Raw genomic sequence first — 19,978 nt, 5'->3', positions numbered from 1 at the left:
ATTTGTCAAGTGGCGAAGGCGATGGCATGGTAGGGGTGACGAAACGAGGTGCGCATGAGGCCCGACGACGCCGCCGTGATCCGAAGCCTGCCGCTGTTCGCCGATGCCCGCGAGGAGACCTTCGCGGAGCTGGTGCGCACGGCGTTTCTCCAGCGATTCCCGCCGGGGGTGACGCTGATCAACGAGAATGACGAGGCGGACTTCCTCCATGTGGTGGTGGAGGGGCAGGTGGAGCTGTTCGCCACCTCCGGCGAGCGCGAGACCACCATGAGCATCGTGGAGCCGGTGGGCACCTTCATCCTCGCGGCGGTGCTCAATGCGCGCATCTATCTCCAGTCCGCCCGCACCCTGCAGAAATCGCAGGTGCTGATGATCCCGGCCGAGAAGGTGCGCGATGCGATGGGCACGGACGCGGCCTTCACCCGTGCTGTCGTCACCGAGCTGGCCCGCGGCTATCGCCGGGCGGTGAAGGAGGTGAAGGGCCAGAAATTGCGCACCGGGGCGGAGCGCCTCGCCAACTGGCTGCTCCAGCGCGCCGATGCGGAGGGCGCAGGGCGCATCACTCTGCCGTTCGAGAAACGGGTCCTCTCCTCGCTGCTGGGCATGACGCCGGAAAATCTCTCCCGCGCCTTCGCCGTGCTCAAGACCCACGGCGTGACGAGCCGGGGCGCCGTCATCACCCTCGCCGACCGCGCGGCGCTCGCCGCCTTCGCGCGGCCCGATCCGCTCATCGACGGGCCGGAGTGAGGGGCACTCACTGTCGGCATGCCCCGGCTTGTCCGGGCGTCCACGGTGCCGCGCGCGGGGTGCAGGAGGCCGGGCACCGTTCCCGCGGAGGCGTGGATCCCCCGGATGAACCGGGGGATGACGGTTGTGGCGGATCGCTCTTGATTAAGACCGCGCGTCTTGCCCATGGTGCTCCCGGCCGGTGACTCACCGCGCACGGGGGGGGGAGAGCCATGGCAGCGACGCGGTTCCACAGGGTGGTGATCTTCCTGCTGTTCGCCATCACGGTGGTGAACTACATCGATCGCGCCGCCATCTCCTATGCCATCCCGGCCATCGAGCAGCAGCTCGGCCTCTCCAAGGCCGCCGCCGGCACCATCCTCGGCGCGTTCGGCCTCGGCTATGCGGTGACGACGCTTATCGGCGGCTTCACGGTGGATCGCTATGGCGCGCGCATCGTGCTGAGCATCGCGGCGGTGCTGTGGAGCCTGTCCATCGGCCTCACCGGCCTCGCCTCCGGCTTCCTCACTCTCTATCTCGCGCGCACGCTGCTGGGCATGGCGGAGGGGCCGAACTTCTCCGCCGTCACCGGCGCGGTGGAGCGCTGGCTGCCGCCGGCCCGGCAGGCGAGCGCGCTCTCCTATGCGCTGGTGGCTGTGCCGGTGGCGCTCGCCTGCGGCGGGCCGATCGTGACGCAGCTTCTGGCGGCGCTGGGCTGGCGCGGCACGTTCGCCGTGCTGTTCGCGCTCTCGCTGGTCTGGGTGCCGCTCTGGTACGTCCTGTTCCGCGACGACCCGGCCCAGTCGCGCCATGTGAATGCGCAGGAACTCGCCTTCATCCGCGAAGGCCAGACGGCGGAGGCCGCGCCCGTCCGCCGCTGGCCGCGCATGAGCGAGGTGCGGGTGCTGCTCACCAACCGCACGCTGCTGGTGAACTACTGGGCCTTCTTCGTCTTCGGCTACTTCCTGTTCTTCTTCATGGCCTGGCTGCCGAGCTATCTCCAGCAGTCCTACGGGCTGAACCTTGCCGCCGTGGGCGCCTTCACCGTGCTGCCCTGGCTGTGTGCCGCCGTGGCGCTCTGGGCGCTGGGGCGCTGGTCGGATCACCTCCTGAAGACCACCGGCCGGCTGCGCGTGTCGCGCTCCTACCTCATCGCCGGGACGCAACTGGTGGCGGCGCTCGCGGTGGTGCCGGTGGCGTTCAGCGCCAGCCTGCCGGTGGCCATCGCCTGCATCTCGCTGGCGGTCGCCGCCTCCATGGGGGCGAACGCGGCCTATTTCGCGGTGAATGTGGACATCGTGCCGGAGAAGGCGGCGACGGCGCTCGGCATCATGGATTTCTGCTTCGCGCTGGCCGGCTTCGTCGCCCCTGTTATCACCGGCTTCGTGCTGTCCCTGCGCGGCTCGTTCGCCGACGGCTTCGGCCTGATGGCGGTGCTGGCGCTCTCGTCCGTGGTCCTCGTCCTCACCTTCCACCGGCCGGACGAGGACCGCGCGATCCCCTGAGCTTCAGCGCCCGGCATTCATGGCGTTCAGCACCGCCTCGCTCGGCCAGCAGTCCACCTTGAGGCCGGCGGACTTCTGGTAGGCGCCGAGCGCCGCGCGCGTCTGCATGCCGGCCTTGCCGTCGATCTTGTCGGAATAGAGCCCCAGCCGCGCGAGGTGCTTCTGCATGGCCTCCACCGATTTCGTCTTGAGCTGGGAGGAGGCCGACCACGGCGTGCGGAAGGGCGAGGGATCCGTCATGCGGTCGGAGAGGTGCCCGACGAACAGCACGTAGAGGTCGGAGAAATTGTACTGCTTGATGACGAAATAGTTCGCCGTGGTGAGGAAGGAGGGGCCGTAGGTGCCCTCCGGCTGCAACAGCGATGCGGGCTGCGCCACCTCGGTGGCGGAGAGGCGGCGGACGGGGGCGTAGCGGGCGCGGATCCATTCGCTGATGGGCTGCTTCACCTCCGGCACGCCCATGGTGCAGTCGGCATTCACCGGCGCCAGCACCTCATAGGCCCAGCGCACGCCCGGCTGCCATCCCTTGTCGGCGAGCTGCTTGGCGGCGGAGGCGAGCGCGTCCGGCACCGAGTGCCAGATGTCGGCATGGCCGGTGCCGTCGAGATCGACGCCGTGTTTCACGTAATCGGAGGGCAGGAACTGGGTGAGGCCGGTCGCGCCGGCCCAGGAGGCGCGGAAATCCTTCCGGGTCACGTCGCCGTCGTTCAGCATCTTCAGGGCGAGGATGAACTCGGTGCGGTACTGGTCCTTGCGTCGTCCGGCATAGGCCTGCGTCGCCAGCACCTTGAGCGCGTCGTGGGGCGAGGTGTAGCGGCCGAAATCGGTCTCGCGGCCCCAGATGGCCAGCACCACGGGGGCAGGCACGCCGAACATGGCCTCGATGCGGTCGAGGGGCGCCTTGTATTTCTGCATCAGCCGCTGCCCCTCGGCGGCAAGGCGGGCGATGGTGGCCTCCTTCACATAGGCCGCCGGCACCTGCACGAATTCGGCCTGTCCGCCGGCGCCGGTGGAGGGGCGGCCGGGCAAGGCGAGGTCGGGCAGCTTGTAGTCGGGCTCGAGGCCCGCCGTCTCCCGCTCGAAGGTGGCGCGCGACACGCCCGCCGCCTGCGCCTCCGGCCACAGGGAGGCGATGAATTGCGTGAATGCAGCATCCGCCGCATGCGCCGGCGCGGCAGCGGCGATGGTGAGGGCCAGGGTCCAGGCGATCAGCCCGGCGAGGAGGCAACGGCAACCGGCAGGCAAGGGACGGCTCATCGATCAGGGGAAAGCAGCGCCGGAGGCTAGCATGGCGCCCCGCCGCCGCCAAAGCCGGCGGCTGGCACGGCGGGTGCTTGCCTTCCCTTCAAACCCGATCGGCGTGCCGGGGAAGGGCCGCATTGGCGCGTTCCCGACACGGGCGCATTTCGGTCGATAAGGCAGAGGCGGTGTCATGGCCATAGAGGCGGTGCTGATGGACATCGAGGGCGTTCTCGGCCCCCAGTCCTTCCTCGATGAGACGCTGGTGCCCCATGCCCGCGAGCGGCTCGGCGCCTTCATCGCCGAGCACGGCGCGGAGGACGAGGAGATCGAGGAGGCGCTGGACGAGGCCGGCCGCCTCATGGGCGGCTTCTCCCTCAAGCCCCGCGAGGCGGAAGCGCTGCTGCTGCGCTGGATGAAACAGGGCCGCAATCCGACGCCGCTCAAGATCATCCAGGGCCGCATCTGGCAGGAGGGTTATGCGGCCGGCGCCTTCAGCGCGGAGGTCCATGGCGATGCCGGGCCGAGCCTTGCCGCCTGGAAGGGGCAGGGGCTGAAGCTCTTCACCTTCTCCTCCTCGTCGGAACTGGCGCAGAAGCTCTGGCTCTCCTCCGCCGGCTCGGATGCGGAGCGCCTGCTGGACGGCTTCTTCGACACCCGCATGGGTCAGAAAATGGAGGAGGAGGCCTACAAGGCCATCGCCCAGGAGATCGGCCTCGCCCCGACGCAGATCCTCGTGCTCTCCGGCAATGTGGACGAGCTGGACGCCGCCGCCTCCGCCGGCCTCGCCACGGTGCGGATCGCGCGCGACGGCGGCGACAGCGGAAGGCACCCGGCGGCGGCGGACCTCGCGTCCGTCATCCTGCCGTGAGCCGGCGTTCGGACGTCTGGGCGGGGGGCTGACTCTTGGCGCGCTTCACCGTGGAAACCCGCAGCGGCGCCCGCCAGGAGGTGACGGGGCGTGATGGCGCGACGCTGCTGAAGGCCATCCGCAAGGCCGGCATCGAGGAACTCACCGCCCAGTGCGGCGGCGGCTGCGCCTGCGCCACCTGCCATGTCTTCGTCACGCTGCCGGAGGGCGTCACGGCGCCCCCGATCAGCCCCGGCGAAAGCCGCATGCTCGCCACCAGCCAGAACCGCACCCTCGCCTCCCGCCTCGCCTGCCAATTGAAGCTGGAGCCCGCGCTGGAGGGCATGGCGGTGGTGATCGCGCCGGAGGAGGCGGGGGATTTCTGAGGCGAGTCAGCCGAGGGTGAAGGCCGGAAGGTCCGGCCGCACGATCATCAGCCAGAAGATGCCGAGCACGGCCGCGAAGGCGGGGAAGCCGAAGGCGAACCAGGTCCAGAACAGGCGATGATAGGCGGCTGGCAGCGCCGTGCCCGCCGCGGCGGCGGCCTCTGCGAGCTTCCGCATGCGCATCTGCATTCCCACCACCGGCAGCCAGAACGCGCCGGTGAGGAGATAGAGCGCGATGGACAGCACGATCCACCCCTCGGTGAGCGGATAGCCTGCCGTCTGCGCCAGCAGCGCGCCCGTGACCGGTTGCAGCACCACGGCGGTGGCGGTGAAGAGGAAATCCGCGAGGACCACGATTCGCGCCACCGCCGCCACCTTCACGGCGCTGCCGGTGACATGGGCCATCACCATGAAGAAGGCGATGCCCGCCCCGGTGCCGAGCAGCACCGTGGCGCCGATGACGTGAAGGAACTTCAGAACGAAATAGGCCATCACCGGTCCCTCAGGATGGCGAGGGCGACGAGGTTCAGCATCACCACGGGTGCGATCTTCACCAGCGGGCCGAGCGGATCGAGCCATAGGCGCGGCAGGAGCGCCGTGCCGGCGACCACATACAGCAGCGAGACGGCGAGTGCCGCCCACAGGGCCACCCGCGTGGTGCGGCGGACGGCGATGCCGAGGCCGATGGCGAGGTCCGCCAAAGCGCCGCCGATCGCGAGCGGAGCAGCGAGGGCGCCGGCGCCGCCCTCCTTCAGGAGCGCGACGCCCGCATCATAGGCGGGGCCGAGGGAGAGGAGGCCGGTCACGATCCAGAACAGGGCGAACAGGACGAAGATTGCCGGCTTCAGCGTGTAGAGGGCAGCGAACCAGCGCTCCTGCACGCCCGCAGGCTCGGCAGCGAGGGCGTCGGCGAGGGATTGCGGCCGAATGCCGGTCATCCGCATCCACGGGCCGGGATCGCCCGTGGCGCCGCGAGCGATCTCCCGCGCAACCGTACTGCGCAGAGGCGGGCGCCAGCCGAGGCGGCCGATGCCGTCGCCGAGCCAGTACATCAGGCGGGCGATCCAGCCGGGCACCGGAATCCGTCGCGCAGGAGCAAAGCCCAGCCACCGGCGATAGGTCGCGATCACCTCTTCGAGGGACAGCCGTTCCGGCCCGGCAAGATCCATCTCCACGCCGGCCGGAGCCTCGGGCGCGACGAAGACGGCGACGGCTTCCGCCACATCGTCCAGCTGCACGATCTGAAGATCGGCCGTGTCCGGGAACAGCGGGAACACGGGCAGGGCGGCGAGCCCACGGAACATGGCGCTGCCGCCATAGGCCCGGCGCCCCACCACCACGGACGGGCGCAGGATGACATGGTCGAGCCCGCTCGTGGCCAGCAGGGCATCGCCCTCCTGCTTGGTGCGGGAGAAGTCGGAGGGCGTGCCCGTATCGACGCCGATGGCGGAGATGTGGACCACGCGCCGCACGCCGGTGAGGCGGCAGGCCGCGATCAGAGTCGCCATCCCTGAGACATGCACGCGCGCGACGCTCTCGCCCGGCCCGTCCTGAAGCAGGCCGGCGGCGTTCACCACCGCGTCGGCGCCGTCCAGCTCACCGGCCAGTTGTTCGGGCGTCGCGGTGCCGAGGTCGAGCGCCACGAAGCGTCCCTTGGGCAGGGTGCGGGCCGCCGTCTCGATGTTCCGCGCAAGGCCGACCACTTCATGCCCCGCCGACGCCAGCCGCGCCAGCACGGCGGAGCCGATGAGGCCGGTGGCGCCGAGGACGATGATCCGCATGGCGCTGCTCCCGGGCGCGATCCGACACATTCCCTCTCTCGGCCAATCGCGCCCGCGCCGCAAGGCGAAGGTCCGGACCGCCCCCCGCGACATGCGGCGGCACCCGTTCCACGGGCGCGCCGGGCGGCCACTGTGATCACCGGCTTCCAGGGTGAGGCGGAGCGCGGTGGCGCGCCCTCACTCCGTCGCGAGGCGTTCGGCGAGTTCGCGCACGTCGTCCCAGCTCAGGGGATGGGGGGCGCCGCCGGTGTCCACGTCCACCCCTTCCGCATGGACGGCGGCGGAGAAGTCGCCGTCCATGCCGACGGGGCTGAGATAGAGGAAATCCGTGCGCCGCCAGTCGTGCGCGACGGCGGTGAAGGCGCGCGACAGGGTGCGGCCCTCCTCCAGCGTCAGGTCGTAGTGCAACGCCGCGCTCAGCGTCATGCGCAGCATGTCGCCGAGGAGGCGGTGGGACACGCGCCGGACGAAGGGATAGGGGGCAACAGGATCGGGGACGCCGGGGGCGGCAACGAGGGGATCGGGCATGGCGAAATCCTCACCGCTCAGAGCGACCGGACCTCTTCCGCCCTGGCGACGAACTCCAGCCTGTCCGCCGCGTCGAAATCCGCCACCGGCACCGCGAAGACAAAGCGGTTCGCGTACCAGAAATTGCCGAAGGGCAGGAACAGGCTGCCGGAGGCGAAGGTGGCGAGCGGCGTGTCGCCCGCCTTCAGCACCGCCTCGAAGCCGGGGCCGGCCTCGGCGGCGGCGGTGTTGTCGCCGAACACCTCGAACTGCACGACGAGCCGCACCAGCGGCGCGCCCGCCTCCTCCGTCCTGATAGCAATGACCTTCAGGTCCTGGAAGCGCCGGCCGATGGTGCCGTCCGCCAGCAGTTGCGGGAATTCGTGCACGCGCCCCTTCTTCACCGCGAGGCCTTCGGCCGGCAGCACGCCGAGGTCGGCGAGCCCGGTGGGCTTGGCGGGGGCCAGTGTCACGCTGGTGCGGGTTTCCTGCAATGCCGGCAAAATACGCTCCTGTCGGGCGGGTCGTTGGAAATGCGACAAAAATCGACATTGCCCGCCCAGAAGCACATTGCGCGCCAGATCGCCCTCATCCGCCCGGAGGGGCGGCCGCGCGGGCGACGCAGGCCGCGCTCCACAGCCGGGCCGCGGCGCGGGCGGCCGCCACCTTCTCCGGGCCGCGGTTCATCTCCTCCAGACACAGGATGTCGAGGCTCGACAGGCCGATGGTCGCGAACACGGTGCGCAGATAGGGCGTGAGGAAGTCCACCTGCCCGGCCGGCGGGTCCCCCAGTCGCCCGCCACAGGAGACGATGGCGAAGGTGGGCCGGTCGGCAAGGAGGCCCTGCTTGCCGGTTGGACTAGAGCGGAAGGTGCGGCCGGGGCGGACCACATGGTCGATCCAGGCCTTGAGCGCCGATGGCACGGTGAAATTGTGCATGGGCGTCGAGATCACCAGCACATCGGCGGCCTCGACTTCCGCGATGAGCGCCTCGGACCGGGCCAGCGCCTCTTCCTCGGCCGGTCCGCGCATGTCCGGGGCCAGCGCGTTCGCGCGGGCGAAGTCGGTGCCGGGGTGGGGGAGCGGCGTGCGGGAGAGGTCGCGACGGGTCACTGTCCATCCGGGCGTGGCCGCCGTGACTGCGCCCGCGAGTTCTTCCCCCACGGTCCGGCTGAACGACGCCGCGCCGCGGGGACTGGCGGAGACGTGGAGCAGGCGCCGCATGTCATCCTGCCCCGGGAAGCGGGATGTTGAACCGCAGCGCCATGGCGAGCAGGCCCTGGCGGTAATAGAAGCGGTGGCCCAGCGCGTTGTCGAGGCCGGTGTCGAGCACCAGTTTGGTGCAGCCCAGCGCCGCGCCCCGCGCCTTCAGCTCGTCCATCAGCCGCGCTCCGTGGCCCCGGCTGCGTTCCGCCTGCTCGGCAACGAGGTCGTCCACATAGAGGAAGCGGCCGTGGATCAGGCTCTCCGCCACCCGGTAGCCGGCGAGCGCGACGGGCGCGTTTCCCGCCCACAGCGCGAGGATGCGGTAGCCATCCGCCGACTGCCGCCGCCAGCGCCGGGCCAGGTCCTCGGCGGAGGCCAGATGCGGCCGCAGCTGGCGCATCAGCGGATAGCACAGGGCGATCTCGGCCTCGCCGACGTCGCGGAGTTCGGCGGGCATCATGCAGCCCTCGCCAGCGGCGGGGCGAAGCGCAGGGCGACGGCGATGCGGTTCCACTGGTTGATGGTGCCGATGGCGACGGTGAGGTGCATCGCCTCCTCGGCGCTGAACACCTCCAGCAGGTTCGCATAATCGGCATCCGAGGGCGGTCCCCCGGCGGTCAGCGTCAGGGCCTCGGTCCAGGCGAGGGCGGCGAGCTCGCGCGGGGTGAACACGCCGGCCTCGCGCCACGCGGCGACGAGATCGAGCTTTTCCGCCGGAACCGCGAGCCGGCGCGCCACGGTGAGATGATACTGGATGCAGAAGGCGCAGCCGTTGATCTGGGACGCGCGCACCTTGGCGATCTCGGTCAGCGGCTTCTCGAGGCCGGACTCGTCGACGCTCTTGCCCAGCGCCAGCAGCGCGGCATAGGCGGCGGTCTTGGCAAACGCTTCGTAGGGCAGGCGGGGCTCGTGGGGGTTATGGGCGCTCATGCTGGTTCCCGGAGTGGCGATGTGATAATATCAAAGCTCGAACAATATATTCGAGTTCTGATATTATGCGCAAGCCCGTCTCCCCGACCCTTCCCGCGCCAGCCCGGAATCCGGTCCCGGACGAAAGTCCCGCTCCGGGCAAACTCCCGGCTCCAGGACATGGCAAGCGCGGGGAGGACGGACACCTCGGCTACCTGCTGCGCCAGGCCAATGTGGCCTTCCGCACCCGTCTGGAGCGGGCGCTTGCCGACACCGGCGTCACCCAGCCGCAGTTCGTCGTGCTGACCATGATCGACGCCTATCCCGGATGCTCGGGCGCCGACCTCGCGCGGCTGTCGTTGCTGACGCCGCAGACCGTCTCCGTGATCGTTTCCAATCTCAAGCGGGACGGCCTGCTCCAGTCCGGCCCGCACCCGGTGCACGGGCGCATCCGCTGCCTGAGCCTGACCGTCCCCGGCAACGATGTGCTCGCCCGATGCAAGGACAGCGCGAATGCGCTGGAGGCGGAGATCGCCGCGCCCCTGTCGGCAGAGGAGGCGGCGGTGGTGCGCCGCTGGCTGGTCAGGGTCGCGACCGGGGCCGATGGGCTGCCGGAAGCCGGAGACGACTGAACTCGGTCTCCCCGCGGGATGCGATTTCCGGGGCGCGGTTCGACAAGGTGGTCTTTCGCGCCGATACCGGACTGGGCGATGATGCGCCGGCCGGCAAGAGCCTTCACCGACAGACACGCGCACACAGCGGGAGGAACCACATGATCAAGGCCGTCGTGTTCGACGCCTATGGCACGCTCTTCGACGTCCAGTCGGTGGCCGACGCCACCGAGCGGGCGTATCCCGGCCGGGGCGAGTACATCACGCAGGTCTGGCGGCAGAAGCAGCTGGAATACAGCTGGCTCCGGGCGCTGATGGGGCGCTATGCCGACTTCTGGAGCGTCACGCGGGAGGCCTTGGCCTACACCCTCGGAACGCTGGGACTGGAGCCGGACGAGGCCTTCCTCTCCGACATGGCGCAGGCCTACAATCGCCTCACCCCCTATCCCGACGCGGCCCGATGCCTCGCCGAGCTGGCGCCGCTCAAGCGCGCCATCCTCTCCAACGGCGCGCCCGACATGCTGCGGGCGCTGGTGGCCAATGCGGGCCTTGCCGACAGCTTCGACGCCGTGATCAGCGTCGATGCCAAGCGCGTGTTCAAGCCCCATCCCGAGGCCTATGCGCTGGTGGAGGAGGTGCTGGGCGTGACGCCGGAGGAGGTGCTGTTCGTGTCCTCCAACGGCTTCGACGTGGGGGGCGCGAAGGCTTTCGGCTTCCGCGTCGCCCGTGTCGCCCGCCTGCCGCGGGAGGCGCTGGCGCGGGAACTGGCCTCGGGCGCCATCGCGCCCCTGACCGTGTTCAAGGCGCTCAGGATGCAGGAGGAGACCTATGCGGAGGCGCCGGATTTCGTGGTGCCGGCCCTCGGCGACCTGCCGCGGCTGATTGCAGAGACGGCCGGCGGGACGCGGTGATGGACGGGCGGGACGGCGGGCGCAGGCCGACCGAAGAGCGCGGCGCTGCCTTTGCCCTCAGCTGCCGCGATAGGTGGTGTAGGAGCCGGGCGAAAGGAGGAGCGGCACGTGGAAATGCTCCTCCGGATTCCACACGGTGAAGGCCACGCGCACCTTGCCGAGATAGGCGCGGGCGGTGGTGGAATAGCCGTGGCGGGCGAAATAGGTGGGCGTGTCGTAGCGCCATTCATAGGTGCCGGCGGCGAGGTCGCCGCCGCCGAGGAGATGGTGGTCGCAGGCGCCGTCCGCGTTGGTGACGAAGGAGGTGAGGCGCGTCATCCCGCCGTCGCTCTCCCGCCGCCACAGCTCCACGCCCAGCCCGCCCGCCGGCGCCGCCCGCACGGTGTCGAGCACATGGGTGGAGACGCTGCCCGTGGGCGCGGCGCGCACGCGGTCGAGCAGCCGCATCCAGGAGATGGCCGCGACCTCCGCCAGCGCCTCCGAGCGCTCCGCCTCGGGGCTCGCCGCCAGCCGCCGCTCGAAGGTGGCGAACAGGGTCTCCAGCGAGGCCTTGCGCACGGCGAGGATGAAGGGATAGCCGAAGCGCGCCTCATAGGCGGCGTTCAAGAGATCCAGCCGGGCGCTGATCTCGGCGTCCAGCGCATCGAGGCCGAGGGCGGTCTGCTCGGCGGTCGACTCCGCAGTGGTTCCGCGCCGGAGCGTCTCCGGAGAGAGGCGGGGATGGCCGTTGAGGAACTCAGCCAGCGCCGGCGCGGGCAGCGCCTCGATGCCGGCCAGCATCGCCTTGTGCAGGGCGGTGAGGGTGGCGAAGGGGCGCGCGGCGGCGGCGTTCCGCGCCACCCACGGGGCATTCTCGAACACCGGGCCGAGGGCCGCCGCGAAATCGGCGGCGGTCATGGCGTTCAGCGCGTCGAGGCGCAGGAGGTCGTTCGGCACGTCCCGTCTCCCGGTCATTTCATGAAGCGTGAGAAGCCGGCGACCCGCTCCATCAGCACCATCATCAGCACGGTGGCGATGATGATGACGCCGCAGGCGGAGGCGGCCCGGCTGTCGAGCTGGTTCTGGATGATGTCCCAGAGATAGATGGGCAGCACCTGCGTGCGGGCATCCTGGAGAAACAGCGATACCGGCACGTTGTCGAACGAGGCCATGAAGGCGATGAAGGCGCCGGAGGCAACGCCCGGGCTGATGAGCGGCAGCGTCACCGTCCGGAAGGTGTGCAGGCGCGATGCGCCGAGGCTGCGCGAGGCGTCGAGCAAAGCCGGATCGAGCTGGGCGAGGCTGGCCAGCGTGGTGCGCAGCACGAAGGGCACGCACACCACGATATGGCCGATGGCGAGCGTCAGCGTCGACGGCCGCATCCCCAAGATCGAGAACAGCATCAGCGCCGCGAAGCCGAAGGCCAGCGCCGGCAGGATCAGCGGCGACATGAACAGCGTCTCCAGCCCCCGTGCCACCGGCCCCTCGCTGCGGGCGATGCCGAGCGCGGCGGCCACTCCCAGCGCCACGCAGGCGGAAACGCTGATGACCGCCACCTTCAGGCTCACCCACAGGGCCGCCTGCAATTCGTTGGCGTCGATGAGCGCCGCGTACCAGCGCAGCGAATAGCTGGCGGGCGGGAAGTGCAGCGCCTCCTCTCCGGTGAAGGAGAGGATGAGGATGACCAGCGTCGGCCCCGCCAGCGCGATGACGCAGATGAGGGAGAGGAGGCCGAACACGGTGTTGAAGGAGAGGGTCTGCCAGTCGCGCAGCATGGCGTTTCTCCTAGCCGTAGAGCCGGGCCGCGCGGCTGCGCGACAGCGCCACCAGCATGGCGACGATGAGCAGCACCGAGACCATGAAGATGACCGAGACGGCGGCGGCGAAGGGCCAGTTCTGCAAATCCATGGCCTGCTGGAAGATCATCATGGGCATGAACAGCAGCCGCGAGCCGCCGATGAGCGACTGGGTGACGAAGGCCGTCACGCAGGCCGTGTAGGTGAGGATCGTTCCGGCGATGATGCCGGGCAGGGACAGGGGCAGCGTGACCTTGAAGAAGGTGCGCCAGGCCCCCGCGCCCAGCGCCTGCGAGGCGCTCTCCAGATTGGGGTCGATGCGCTGGAGTGTGGTGATGAGCGGCAGCACCATGAGCGGCATCTGCACCTGCGCCAGCACGATGACGACGCCGGTCTCGCTGAACAGCAGCTTGAGCGGCTGCGCCGAGAGGCCTAGCGCCAGGATCGCCTCGTTGACGATGCCGTGGCGGCCGAGGATGACGATCCAGGCGAAGGTGCGCACCACCACGCTGGTGACGATGGGCAGCACCACGAGGAAGATCAGCACCGCCTGCCAGCGGGCCGAAACCCGCGTGCACAGCCAGGCCAAAGGATAGCCGAACAGCAGGCACAGGAGCGTCGCCTTCGCTCCCACGAGCAGCGTGTCGCGCAGCACGGCGAGGTTGAGGCCGTCGGTGAGGAAGGCGGCATACTGGCCGAGGCCCAGCGTGCCGGTCATCTGCCGCTCGGTCTCGAAGCTGATGGCGACGAGCAGGCCGAGCGGCGCGACGAAGAACAGCGTGAAGAAGGCCGCAAGCGGCAGCGCGAGCGCCCAGTCCTTGGGTTTGGGATTAAGGGCGCCCGCCATGGTCACACCCGAATGTCGCGGTTGAACTGCTGGGTCCAGGCGGCGCGGTTCTGGTTCACCTTGGCCCAGTCGAAGAACACCATCTTGTCGAGGTCGGCGGGGGTCTTGGCGATCTGCTGGGCGACAAGCCCGGCATAGGGCACCTTGCTGGAGGTGGGGATCACGTTCCACGGCGACTTCTGCATCTCGCCCTGTACTTCGGGCGAGATCTGGCTGTCCACATAGGCATAGGCCAGCTCCGGCTTCAGCGCGCCGGCGACGATGTGCATGGTGGTCTTCCAGGCCGGGGTGCCGGTGTCGACGCGGACGAACTCGATGGGCACGCCCTTGGCCTTCAGCTCCTCGGCGAAGTTGAAGTTCTGCACGCCGATGTCGATCTCGCCCTGCTGGAACAGAGCGCCGTGGGCGCCGAAATTGGCGGAGACGGCGGCAAGGTTCGGCAGCAGCGTCTTCAGCTTCTTGAAGCCCGGCTCCATGTTCGCCTCGGTGCCGCCGGCCAGCCGGTTGATGTCGAGCAGGAAGGCGAGGCCGAGGGTGGAGGCGAGGGAGGTGATGCCGACGCGGCCCTTGTATTCCGGCTTCCAGAGGTCGTCCCAGGAGGTGGGCGGGGTCTTCACGGTCTTCGGATTATAGGCGATGCCGATGGCCTGCATGGTGATGGCCGGGCCATAGGCGCCCTGGAACTTCGGGTTCAGCGCCGCGAAGTTCGGGGATTTCGCCAGGTCGTATTTGGCGATGAGGCCGGCATCGATGGCCTCCAGCGCCGGGCCTTCGTCCAGCATGGCCACGTCGAAGGGGGGCTGGTTGCCCTTGGCGGCGGTGAGCTTGGCGATCTGCTCGGTGGCCAGCATGGGCGACTGCACCACGCTCGCCCCGGTGCGCTTGACGAAATAGGGCGCAAGGATCTGCTTCTGCACATTGGCCCAGGTGCCGCCGAAGGTGGCGGCCACCAGTTCGTCCGCGGCGAAGGCGCCGCGCGGGGCGAAGGCGAGGCCGGCGGCGGCCGCGGAGGCAAGGAACCCTCGCCGGGACATTTCGAACGTCATGCTCAATTCCCCTTCTTGTGGGTGTCGCCCGAATGGTCCGGGAACAGGCCGGTGATGCGGTTGGGCTTGAAATGGAGGAAGACGGAGCCTTCGAGCAGGGCATCCGCCTCGCGCTCCTGCACCACCTTCACCGACGTGCCGTCGATGAGCGTCACCTCGTAGATGAGGGCGGGGCCGATGGGCATGACGGCGGTGATCTCGGCACCGATGGCCCCCGCGCCGCCGGTGGCGCTCACGCGCATCCCCTCGGGGCGCACCGCGACGAGAACCGCCGCGCCCACGGGCAGCGGTGTCTCGCGTCCTGTCTCGATCACCATGCCATCGGCGAGGCGCACCGCCGCGCCCGTGGCCGAGGTGCCGGCCACCGTGGCCCGGAGAAGGTTGGCGGTGCCGACGAAGGTGTTCACGAACAGGGAGGCCGGCCGGTCGTAGATGTCGGACGGCGGGGCGAACTGCTCCAGGTTGCCGCGCGAGAGCACGGCGATGCGGTCGGACATGCCGAGCGCCTCCTCCTGGTCGTGGGTCACCATGACAGTGGTGATGCCCGACTGGCGCTGGAGCCGCTTGATCTCGATCTGCATGTCGAGGCGCAGATTCTTGTCGAGGGCGCTGAACGGCTCGTCCAGCAGGAGAATGCGCGGGCGGATGGCGAGGCAGCGGGCGAGCGCCACGCGCTGCTGCTGGCCGCCGGAGAGTTCGCGCGGGAGACGGTCGCGGAAGGCGGCCATCTGCACCACGTCCAGCATCTCGGAGACCACCGCGTCGGTCTCCGCCTTCGGCCGGCCGGCGGCGATGGGACCATAGGCGATGTTCTGCGCCACGCTCATGTGCGGGAACAGGGCATAGTTCTGGAACACGATGCCGATGCGCCGCCGGTTGGTGGGCAGATGGGAGATGGAGGCGCCATCCACCAGCACGTCGCCGGAGGTCTGGCGCAGGAAGCCGGCGATGATCTTGAGCAGGGTGGTCTTGCCGCAGCCCGACGGGCCGAGCAGCGAGACGAGTTCGCCGGGGCGGATGTCGAGATCGATGGCATTGGCGGCCACCACCTGCCCGAACGCGTGGGAAATGCCCCTCAGCGTCAGCGCGTGCCCGGCGGACTGGCTCATGGTGGAAGCCTCAAGGTGCATCTGATCGGGACGCCCCATCGCCCCTGCGGGGAAGATAGTCGTCCTCGCGGCCATTGCCGTCCATCGCAGATTTGATACTTTTCCATACGCAAAATGCGTATGGAGGCAGTGGTGCCGGCATCCCTCGTTCCCGCGGCCCTGCGCTATGCCGAGCAGGTGGCGCGCTCCGGCTCCATCCAGCGCGCGGCCAAGGACCTCAACGTCGCCGCCTCGGCCATCAACCGGCAGGTGCTGCAACTGGAGGAGACGCTGGGCGTGCCCCTGTTCGAGCGGGTGGCGAAGGGCATGCGCCTCACCCCCGCCGGCGACGCCCTCGTCACCCTCGCGCGGCGCTGGATGGCCGACGAACGCCGCACCGCCGCCGAGCTGCGCCAGCTTCAGGGGGTGGATCAGGGCCACGTGCGGGTGGTGGCCATGGACAGCCACGTCAACGGCATCCTGCCCGCCCTCATCGCCGATCTCGACGCCCGCCACCCGCGCATCTCGCTGGACGTGGAGGTGGCGAGCACGGACGCCGCCGTCGCCGCCCTCATGGCCGGGGACGCCGACATCGCCGCCATCTTCAACCTGTCGCCCCGGCGCGACATCCATGTGCTGTGGTCGGCGGAGCTGCCCTTCGGCTGCGTCATCGCGCCGGACCATCCCCTGGCGAGCCGCGGCTCCATCAGTCTGCAGGAGGTGGTGGCCCATCCCATCGTGCTCCAGAGCCGGGCGCTGATGATCCGCCGCTATCTGGAGGCGCGGCACGGCTGGCTGTTCACCCAGGAGCGCAAGACGGTGGAGACCAATTCGCTCCAGCTGGTGAAGATCCTTGCCCGCGAGAAGGGCTATGTGGCCTTCACCTCCGAGCTCGATGCGGCGGCGGAGCTGATCGCCGGCACGCTGGTGTTCCGCCCTGTGCGCGACAAGGGCGCCGAGCCGCAGATGGTCTCCATCGCCATCGATGGGCGAAAGCCCCTGACGCGGGTGGGGCGCATCGTGGCCGAGGCGCTGGAACGCCTCACCGGCCGGATGATCGACGATGTCCGTCGCGCCGGCACCGCATCCGCGCCGGACTGATGCCGGCCGCGCGTCCGGCCTCTCCGGCACGCTGGCGCGTCATCCGGCGAAGGTCGCACGAGAAATCGCCTGTCGGACGGGGTTCCAATCGGTATGTTGAGAGGGGGCGGTTGCTTTGCGGCCGTCGGGCAAGGCGGAGGGGTCATGTTTCGCGTCGTGCGGCGGGTCGTTGCGGTCCTGCTGGTGCTGGTGTGCGCCGCACTCCTCGCGCTGGTGCTGGCGGCCAACCTGCCGCAGGCGGAGGGACTGCGCCGGTCGCTGGCGGAACAGGGGCTGACCCATCTGTGGGGCGAGCCCGTGAGCGTGCGCGGGGCGGTGACGGTCTCCCTGTGGCCCAATGCGGCGGTCGATATGGACGGCGTGGAGGCGCACGGCACCGATGGCGCCAACGCCCGGACCGATCGTCTGACCGTCGCCATCCCGCCTTATGCCGAACTGGTCAGCGGCGGCCTGCGCTACAGCCTCGCGGTCGAGGGGGGCGACTTCGACGTGCCTTTCGCCAGCGGCGAGGCGGCCCGCCCCGGATCGCTGCTCGAATCCCCCATCCACGTGCTGTCCCTGCTGCCGCACCTCACCATCCGCGACACGGTGGTGCGCTTCACGGACACCATGAACGGCTGGCTGTTCGATCTCAGGGTGAAGGATCTCAGGAGCGTGGCGGAGGCGGGGCGCAACGTGCTCGTCGCTGATGCGGCCCTGAACGGCCAGCCCCTCACCCTCGGTTTCGCCTTCGACCTCGAGGTGGAGAAGGAGGAGCGGGAACGCCCCTATGGCGCTCGTATCACGCTGGCCACCGCCGGAGGACCCGACGCCCCCGGCCTTTCGGCGCGCTTCGACGTGCGTGCGCCGACCAAAAGGTTCGACCATGGCCTCGTGATGAAGTTCGATGCCGACGCCAAGAGCCTCGCCAAGGGGCTTACCCTCGCCGGCATCGCCCCCTCCATCGACGGCACCGGCAAAGTCAGTGCCCGCTTCAAGGCCGAGCCGGACCGCTTCAGCTTCCACGATCTCGACCTCGTCCTCACCCTGGCGGACGGCGAGCGCATCTCCGTCACGGGCCAGGCCGACGACCTCGCCACCCTCGCCGGCGCCGACCTCAAGGTGGTGGCCGATCTCGCGACCGCCGCGCCCCCCGCCGTCTCCCTGCGCGAGATCGTCGTCACCCGTCTCACAGGGGACTTCCGAAGCCGCGCCGAAGGCATGATGCTGGAGGAGATCCTCATCTCCACCAACGCGTTCGACCAGAGCCTGAGGGAGATCGGCCCCATCAACGTGCGCTCGGTCACGCGCGACGCGGAGGGGCATGTGGCCTTCCGGGGCATCTCGGTGATCGCCGGCCCGCCCAGCCGCCCCATCGCCCGGCTGGAGGGCAATGTGGACGACATCCTCGGGTTTGCCGGCGTCGAGCTGGCGGGCGGTGTCGACATGCCGGTCGCCAGCGTCGTCGCGTTGCCGCCCGAGGCCCAGGACAAGCTCGGACGCATCGTCGGCAGCCTCTCCATGTCGGACGCCGGGGGCGGGCTGGGGGTGGATTCCTTTGCCGCCCGCATCGAGGGCAGCGCCCTGGTCTCGGCGACGCTTGCCCTCGTGCTGGACGATCTCGGCAAGCCCGGCGTCGCGGCCACCACCCAGGTGGATGCGCGTCTGAAGGTGCCGAACTATTCCGCCTTCGTCGCCGCCTTCGGCGACACCTCCGATTTCCGCGGGCAGGTGACGTTCGAGGGGCGCCTGAGCGGCAACACCGATGCGCTGACCATGGAGGGGCGCACCGACATCGGCCGCACCCGCATCGACGGCACCCTCTCCAGTCTCGCCGCGCCCGGGGGCCGGTCGGTGGTGAAGGGCAGCATCACCTCGCCGCTGGTCTATGCCGACGAGCTTCTCGCCTTCATGCGTCCGGAAGGGCAGCGGCGGCGCAAAGCGGTCAAGCTGATCGGCAGCCGGGAGCCGGAAGGCGGTAGCCAGATCGACCTGATCGGCACGACGGATGCGGACGTGGCCATCTCCGCCACGCGCCTGCAGGGCGGCGGCGACAGCGCCACCGGCGTCAAGGCCCGTCTCGTGGTGAACAACGGCGCCCTGCGCGTGGACCCGCTGCGCATCGGCTATCGCGGCGGCGTCATCTCCGCCGTCATGGCGAGCGAGGGGCGCTCCGTGCTGCGCACCAAGGGGGCGGGGACGGGCTGGCCGCTGGCGACCCTGTTCGGGCATGGCTCGCCCATCTCGGTGTCCGGCACCCTGAGCGTCGTTTTCGATCTCACCACCCGGATGGATGTGGACAACCCGCTCGCCACCCTCGGCGGCACCCTCACCGGGCGCGTCGGCCGCGGCCGCATCGGCACCGGGCTTCTGGACCTCGCCGGCGTGGGCATCCTCGCGGGCATCTTCACCTCCTCGGTGCAGAAGGGCGAAAGCGTTCTGCGCTGTGCCAAGGTGCCCCTCCAGTTCCACAAGGGCGTCGGCCGCACCAATCCGATGATCGTGGTGAATACCGAGCATGTGCAGGCCCTCGCCCGTGGCACGGTCGACCTGGTGCGCAACCGCATCGACCTGCGGGTGGCACCGCGCCCGATCACGGCGCCCGATGGTCCGCCCGGCCACAGCTTCACCGTGAAGGGCTCGCTCAGCAGCCCCGCCATCGCGATGGCCTCCGCCGGCAACGAGCCCCACGGCCGCTACAGTTGCGAATGAGGCGGGGGGCTTTCGGCTGAGGTCCTTCCGCTTGTCGTCTTGGAAATAATAAATCGATCGTTTAATCTTTGAATCGCCGGCAAGGCCCGGCGACACAGCCGCCGCACGCCATCCTCAGGAGCGACCCATGACCGACCAACCGCCCGCGGCCCCGCGCGGCGCGCCCCCGCATGCCGAAAGCGCGCCCGTGAGCATCACGCGCCATGGCACCGTTGCAGTCGTCCACATCGATCATGCGCCTGTGAACGCGCTGTCTCGCGGCGTACGTCAGGGGGTGATCGATGCGGTGCGGTCGCTGGATGCGGATGCGTCGGTCTCGGCGCTGGTGCTGAGCGGCGGGCCGGGGCGGTTCATCGCGGGGGCGGACCTCAAGGAGATGGCGCTGCCGCCGGATGCGCCTTTCCTGCCCGAGGTGGTGGGCGCCATCGATGCCTGCACCAAGCCTGTGGTCGCCGCGCTGGATGGCGCGGCACTGGGCGGCGGATGCGAGATCGCGCTGGCCTGCGATCTCAGGCTCGGGTCGGCCAAGGCTCTGGTGGGGCTCACCGAGACAAGGCTCGGTATCATCCCCGGCGCGGGGGGAACCCAGCGGCTGGTGCGGCTGGTGGGAGTCGCGCAGGCCATCGCCCTGGTCTGCGAGGGGCGGGTGCTGAAGGCGGGCGAGGCGCTGGCGCTGGGCCTCGTCGATGCGGTGGTGGAGGGCGATCTCCTCGCCGCAGCCATCGCCCGCGCGCCGGCGGTGGCCAAGCGCCGGTTGTCGGCCCTGCCGGTGCCCGTGGGCGATCCGGCCGAAGAGGCG

The 19,978-nt window shown here is 69.8% G+C and carries 22 protein-coding genes; 9 read left to right on the top strand and 13 right to left on the bottom strand.

Features of this window, described 5'->3' with window-relative positions; all coding sequences use genetic code 11:
- Positions 1-54 precede the first annotated feature (54 nt).
- Positions 55-747 (top strand): helix-turn-helix domain-containing protein, encoded by a 693-nt coding sequence (locus ACE3QW_RS14315; RefSeq protein WP_374252013.1) that lies wholly within the window; start codon positions 55-57, stop codon positions 745-747.
- A gap of 212 nt (positions 748-959) precedes the next feature.
- Positions 960-2,231, top strand: a complete 1,272-nt coding sequence (locus ACE3QW_RS14310; RefSeq protein WP_374252011.1) for an MFS transporter — start codon at positions 960-962, stop codon at positions 2,229-2,231.
- A 3-nt stretch (positions 2,232-2,234) separates the two neighbouring features.
- Here the strand turns inward: ACE3QW_RS14310 and ACE3QW_RS14305 are convergent, their stop codons facing one another.
- Positions 2,235-3,488, bottom strand: a complete 1,254-nt coding sequence (locus ACE3QW_RS14305; protein WP_374252009.1) for a lytic murein transglycosylase — start codon at positions 3,486-3,488, stop codon at positions 2,235-2,237.
- Between the two features lie 175 nt (positions 3,489-3,663).
- Here ACE3QW_RS14305 and mtnC point away from each other — a divergent pair, with 175 nt between their 5' ends.
- Both mtnC and ACE3QW_RS14295 read left to right on the top strand, forming a co-directional pair.
- The gene (gene mtnC, locus ACE3QW_RS14300; protein WP_374252007.1) at positions 3,664-4,341 is read left to right on the top strand and encodes an acireductone synthase; all 678 of its coding nucleotides are present in this window, start codon (positions 3,664-3,666) and stop codon (positions 4,339-4,341) included.
- 35 nt (positions 4,342-4,376) lie between these two features.
- The gene (locus tag ACE3QW_RS14295) at positions 4,377-4,706 is read left to right on the top strand and encodes a 2Fe-2S iron-sulfur cluster-binding protein (RefSeq protein ID WP_374252005.1); all 330 of its coding nucleotides are present in this window, start codon (positions 4,377-4,379) and stop codon (positions 4,704-4,706) included.
- Positions 4,707-4,712: 6 nt separating this feature from the next.
- On the opposite strand, the gene ACE3QW_RS14290 is transcribed toward ACE3QW_RS14295, so the two are convergent.
- The 7 genes from ACE3QW_RS14290 to ACE3QW_RS14260 all read right to left on the bottom strand — a co-directional run bounded on the left by ACE3QW_RS14290 (position 4,713) and on the right by ACE3QW_RS14260 (position 9,130).
- On the bottom strand, positions 4,713-5,198 hold the full coding sequence (locus tag ACE3QW_RS14290; RefSeq protein ID WP_374252003.1) for a DUF2269 family protein: 486 nt from the start codon (positions 5,196-5,198) through the stop codon (positions 4,713-4,715).
- Positions 5,198-6,487, bottom strand: a complete 1,290-nt coding sequence (locus ACE3QW_RS14285; protein ID WP_374252001.1) for an SDR family oxidoreductase — start codon at positions 6,485-6,487, stop codon at positions 5,198-5,200. The genes ACE3QW_RS14290 and ACE3QW_RS14285 overlap by 1 nt, the downstream gene beginning before the upstream one ends.
- 177 nt (positions 6,488-6,664) lie before the next feature.
- Complete coding sequence (locus ACE3QW_RS14280) at positions 6,665-7,015, bottom strand: hypothetical protein (protein ID WP_374251999.1); 351 nt, start codon at positions 7,013-7,015, stop codon at positions 6,665-6,667.
- 17 nt (positions 7,016-7,032) lie between these two features.
- On the bottom strand, positions 7,033-7,467 hold the full coding sequence (locus tag ACE3QW_RS14275; protein ID WP_374251997.1) for a hypothetical protein: 435 nt from the start codon (positions 7,465-7,467) through the stop codon (positions 7,033-7,035).
- 115 nt (positions 7,468-7,582) lie between these two features.
- Positions 7,583-8,218, bottom strand: a complete 636-nt coding sequence (locus tag ACE3QW_RS14270) for an FMN-dependent NADH-azoreductase (RefSeq protein WP_374251995.1) — start codon at positions 8,216-8,218, stop codon at positions 7,583-7,585.
- 1 nt (position 8,219) lies between these two features.
- Entirely contained in the window at positions 8,220-8,660 is a 441-nt protein-coding gene (locus ACE3QW_RS14265) for an N-acetyltransferase family protein (protein ID WP_374251993.1), read from the bottom strand.
- Positions 8,657-9,130, bottom strand: a complete 474-nt coding sequence (locus ACE3QW_RS14260; protein ID WP_374251991.1) for a carboxymuconolactone decarboxylase family protein — start codon at positions 9,128-9,130, stop codon at positions 8,657-8,659. Before ACE3QW_RS14260 ends, ACE3QW_RS14265 begins: the two co-directional genes overlap by 4 nt.
- A 65-nt stretch (positions 9,131-9,195) precedes the next feature.
- On the opposite strand from ACE3QW_RS14260, the gene ACE3QW_RS14255 reads away from it, so the two are divergent.
- Both ACE3QW_RS14255 and ACE3QW_RS14250 read left to right on the top strand, forming a co-directional pair.
- Entirely contained in the window at positions 9,196-9,741 is a 546-nt protein-coding gene (locus ACE3QW_RS14255; protein WP_374251990.1) for a MarR family winged helix-turn-helix transcriptional regulator, read from the top strand.
- Positions 9,742-9,881: 140 nt separating this feature from the next.
- Positions 9,882-10,631 carry a haloacid dehalogenase type II gene (locus ACE3QW_RS14250; RefSeq protein ID WP_374251988.1) on the top strand — a complete coding sequence of 250 codons (750 nt, stop codon included), beginning with the start codon at positions 9,882-9,884 and terminating at the stop codon, positions 10,629-10,631.
- A 57-nt stretch (positions 10,632-10,688) separates the two neighbouring features.
- Here ACE3QW_RS14250 and uraD read toward each other — a convergent pair whose 3' ends face one another.
- From uraD to ACE3QW_RS14225, 5 genes are read right to left on the bottom strand one after another with little or no spacing between them, the layout of a single operon-like run.
- Positions 10,689-11,567, bottom strand: a complete 879-nt coding sequence (uraD, locus tag ACE3QW_RS14245; protein ID WP_374251986.1) for a 2-oxo-4-hydroxy-4-carboxy-5-ureidoimidazoline decarboxylase — start codon at positions 11,565-11,567, stop codon at positions 10,689-10,691.
- Positions 11,568-11,581: 14 nt separating this feature from the next.
- Positions 11,582-12,385, bottom strand: coding sequence for an ABC transporter permease (locus ACE3QW_RS14240; protein WP_374251984.1), 804 nt, complete (start codon positions 12,383-12,385; stop codon positions 11,582-11,584).
- A gap of 10 nt (positions 12,386-12,395) precedes the next feature.
- Positions 12,396-13,253: an ABC transporter permease gene (locus ACE3QW_RS14235; protein WP_051679030.1), complete on the bottom strand. Its 858-nt coding sequence runs from the start codon at positions 13,251-13,253 to the stop codon at positions 12,396-12,398.
- 2 nt (positions 13,254-13,255) lie between these two features.
- Positions 13,256-14,299, bottom strand: a complete 1,044-nt coding sequence (locus tag ACE3QW_RS14230) for an ABC transporter substrate-binding protein (protein ID WP_374251982.1) — start codon at positions 14,297-14,299, stop codon at positions 13,256-13,258.
- Between the two features lie 2 nt (positions 14,300-14,301).
- A complete protein-coding gene (locus ACE3QW_RS14225; RefSeq protein WP_374251981.1) occupies positions 14,302-15,408 on the bottom strand; it encodes an ABC transporter ATP-binding protein in 1,107 nt (368 codons plus the stop codon).
- Between the two features lie 132 nt (positions 15,409-15,540).
- On the opposite strand from ACE3QW_RS14225, the gene ACE3QW_RS14220 reads away from it, so the two are divergent.
- The 3 genes from ACE3QW_RS14220 to ACE3QW_RS14210 all read left to right on the top strand — a co-directional run.
- Complete coding sequence (locus ACE3QW_RS14220; protein ID WP_024277589.1) at positions 15,541-16,488, top strand: LysR family transcriptional regulator; 948 nt, start codon at positions 15,541-15,543, stop codon at positions 16,486-16,488.
- 144 nt (positions 16,489-16,632) lie between these two features.
- Positions 16,633-19,179 (top strand): AsmA-like C-terminal region-containing protein, encoded by a 2,547-nt coding sequence (locus ACE3QW_RS14215; RefSeq protein WP_374251978.1) that lies wholly within the window; start codon positions 16,633-16,635, stop codon positions 19,177-19,179.
- A gap of 127 nt (positions 19,180-19,306) precedes the next feature.
- Positions 19,307-19,978, top strand: a 672-nt coding sequence (locus ACE3QW_RS14210; protein ID WP_374251976.1) for an enoyl-CoA hydratase/isomerase family protein, incomplete at its 3' end; no start/stop codon positions are given.

It is taken from the genome of Xanthobacter sp., from assembly GCF_041911315.1.
GTDB lineage: Bacteria > Pseudomonadota > Alphaproteobacteria > Rhizobiales > Xanthobacteraceae > Xanthobacter > Xanthobacter aminoxidans.
This window is presented reverse-complemented; position numbering and strand designations above follow the sequence as displayed.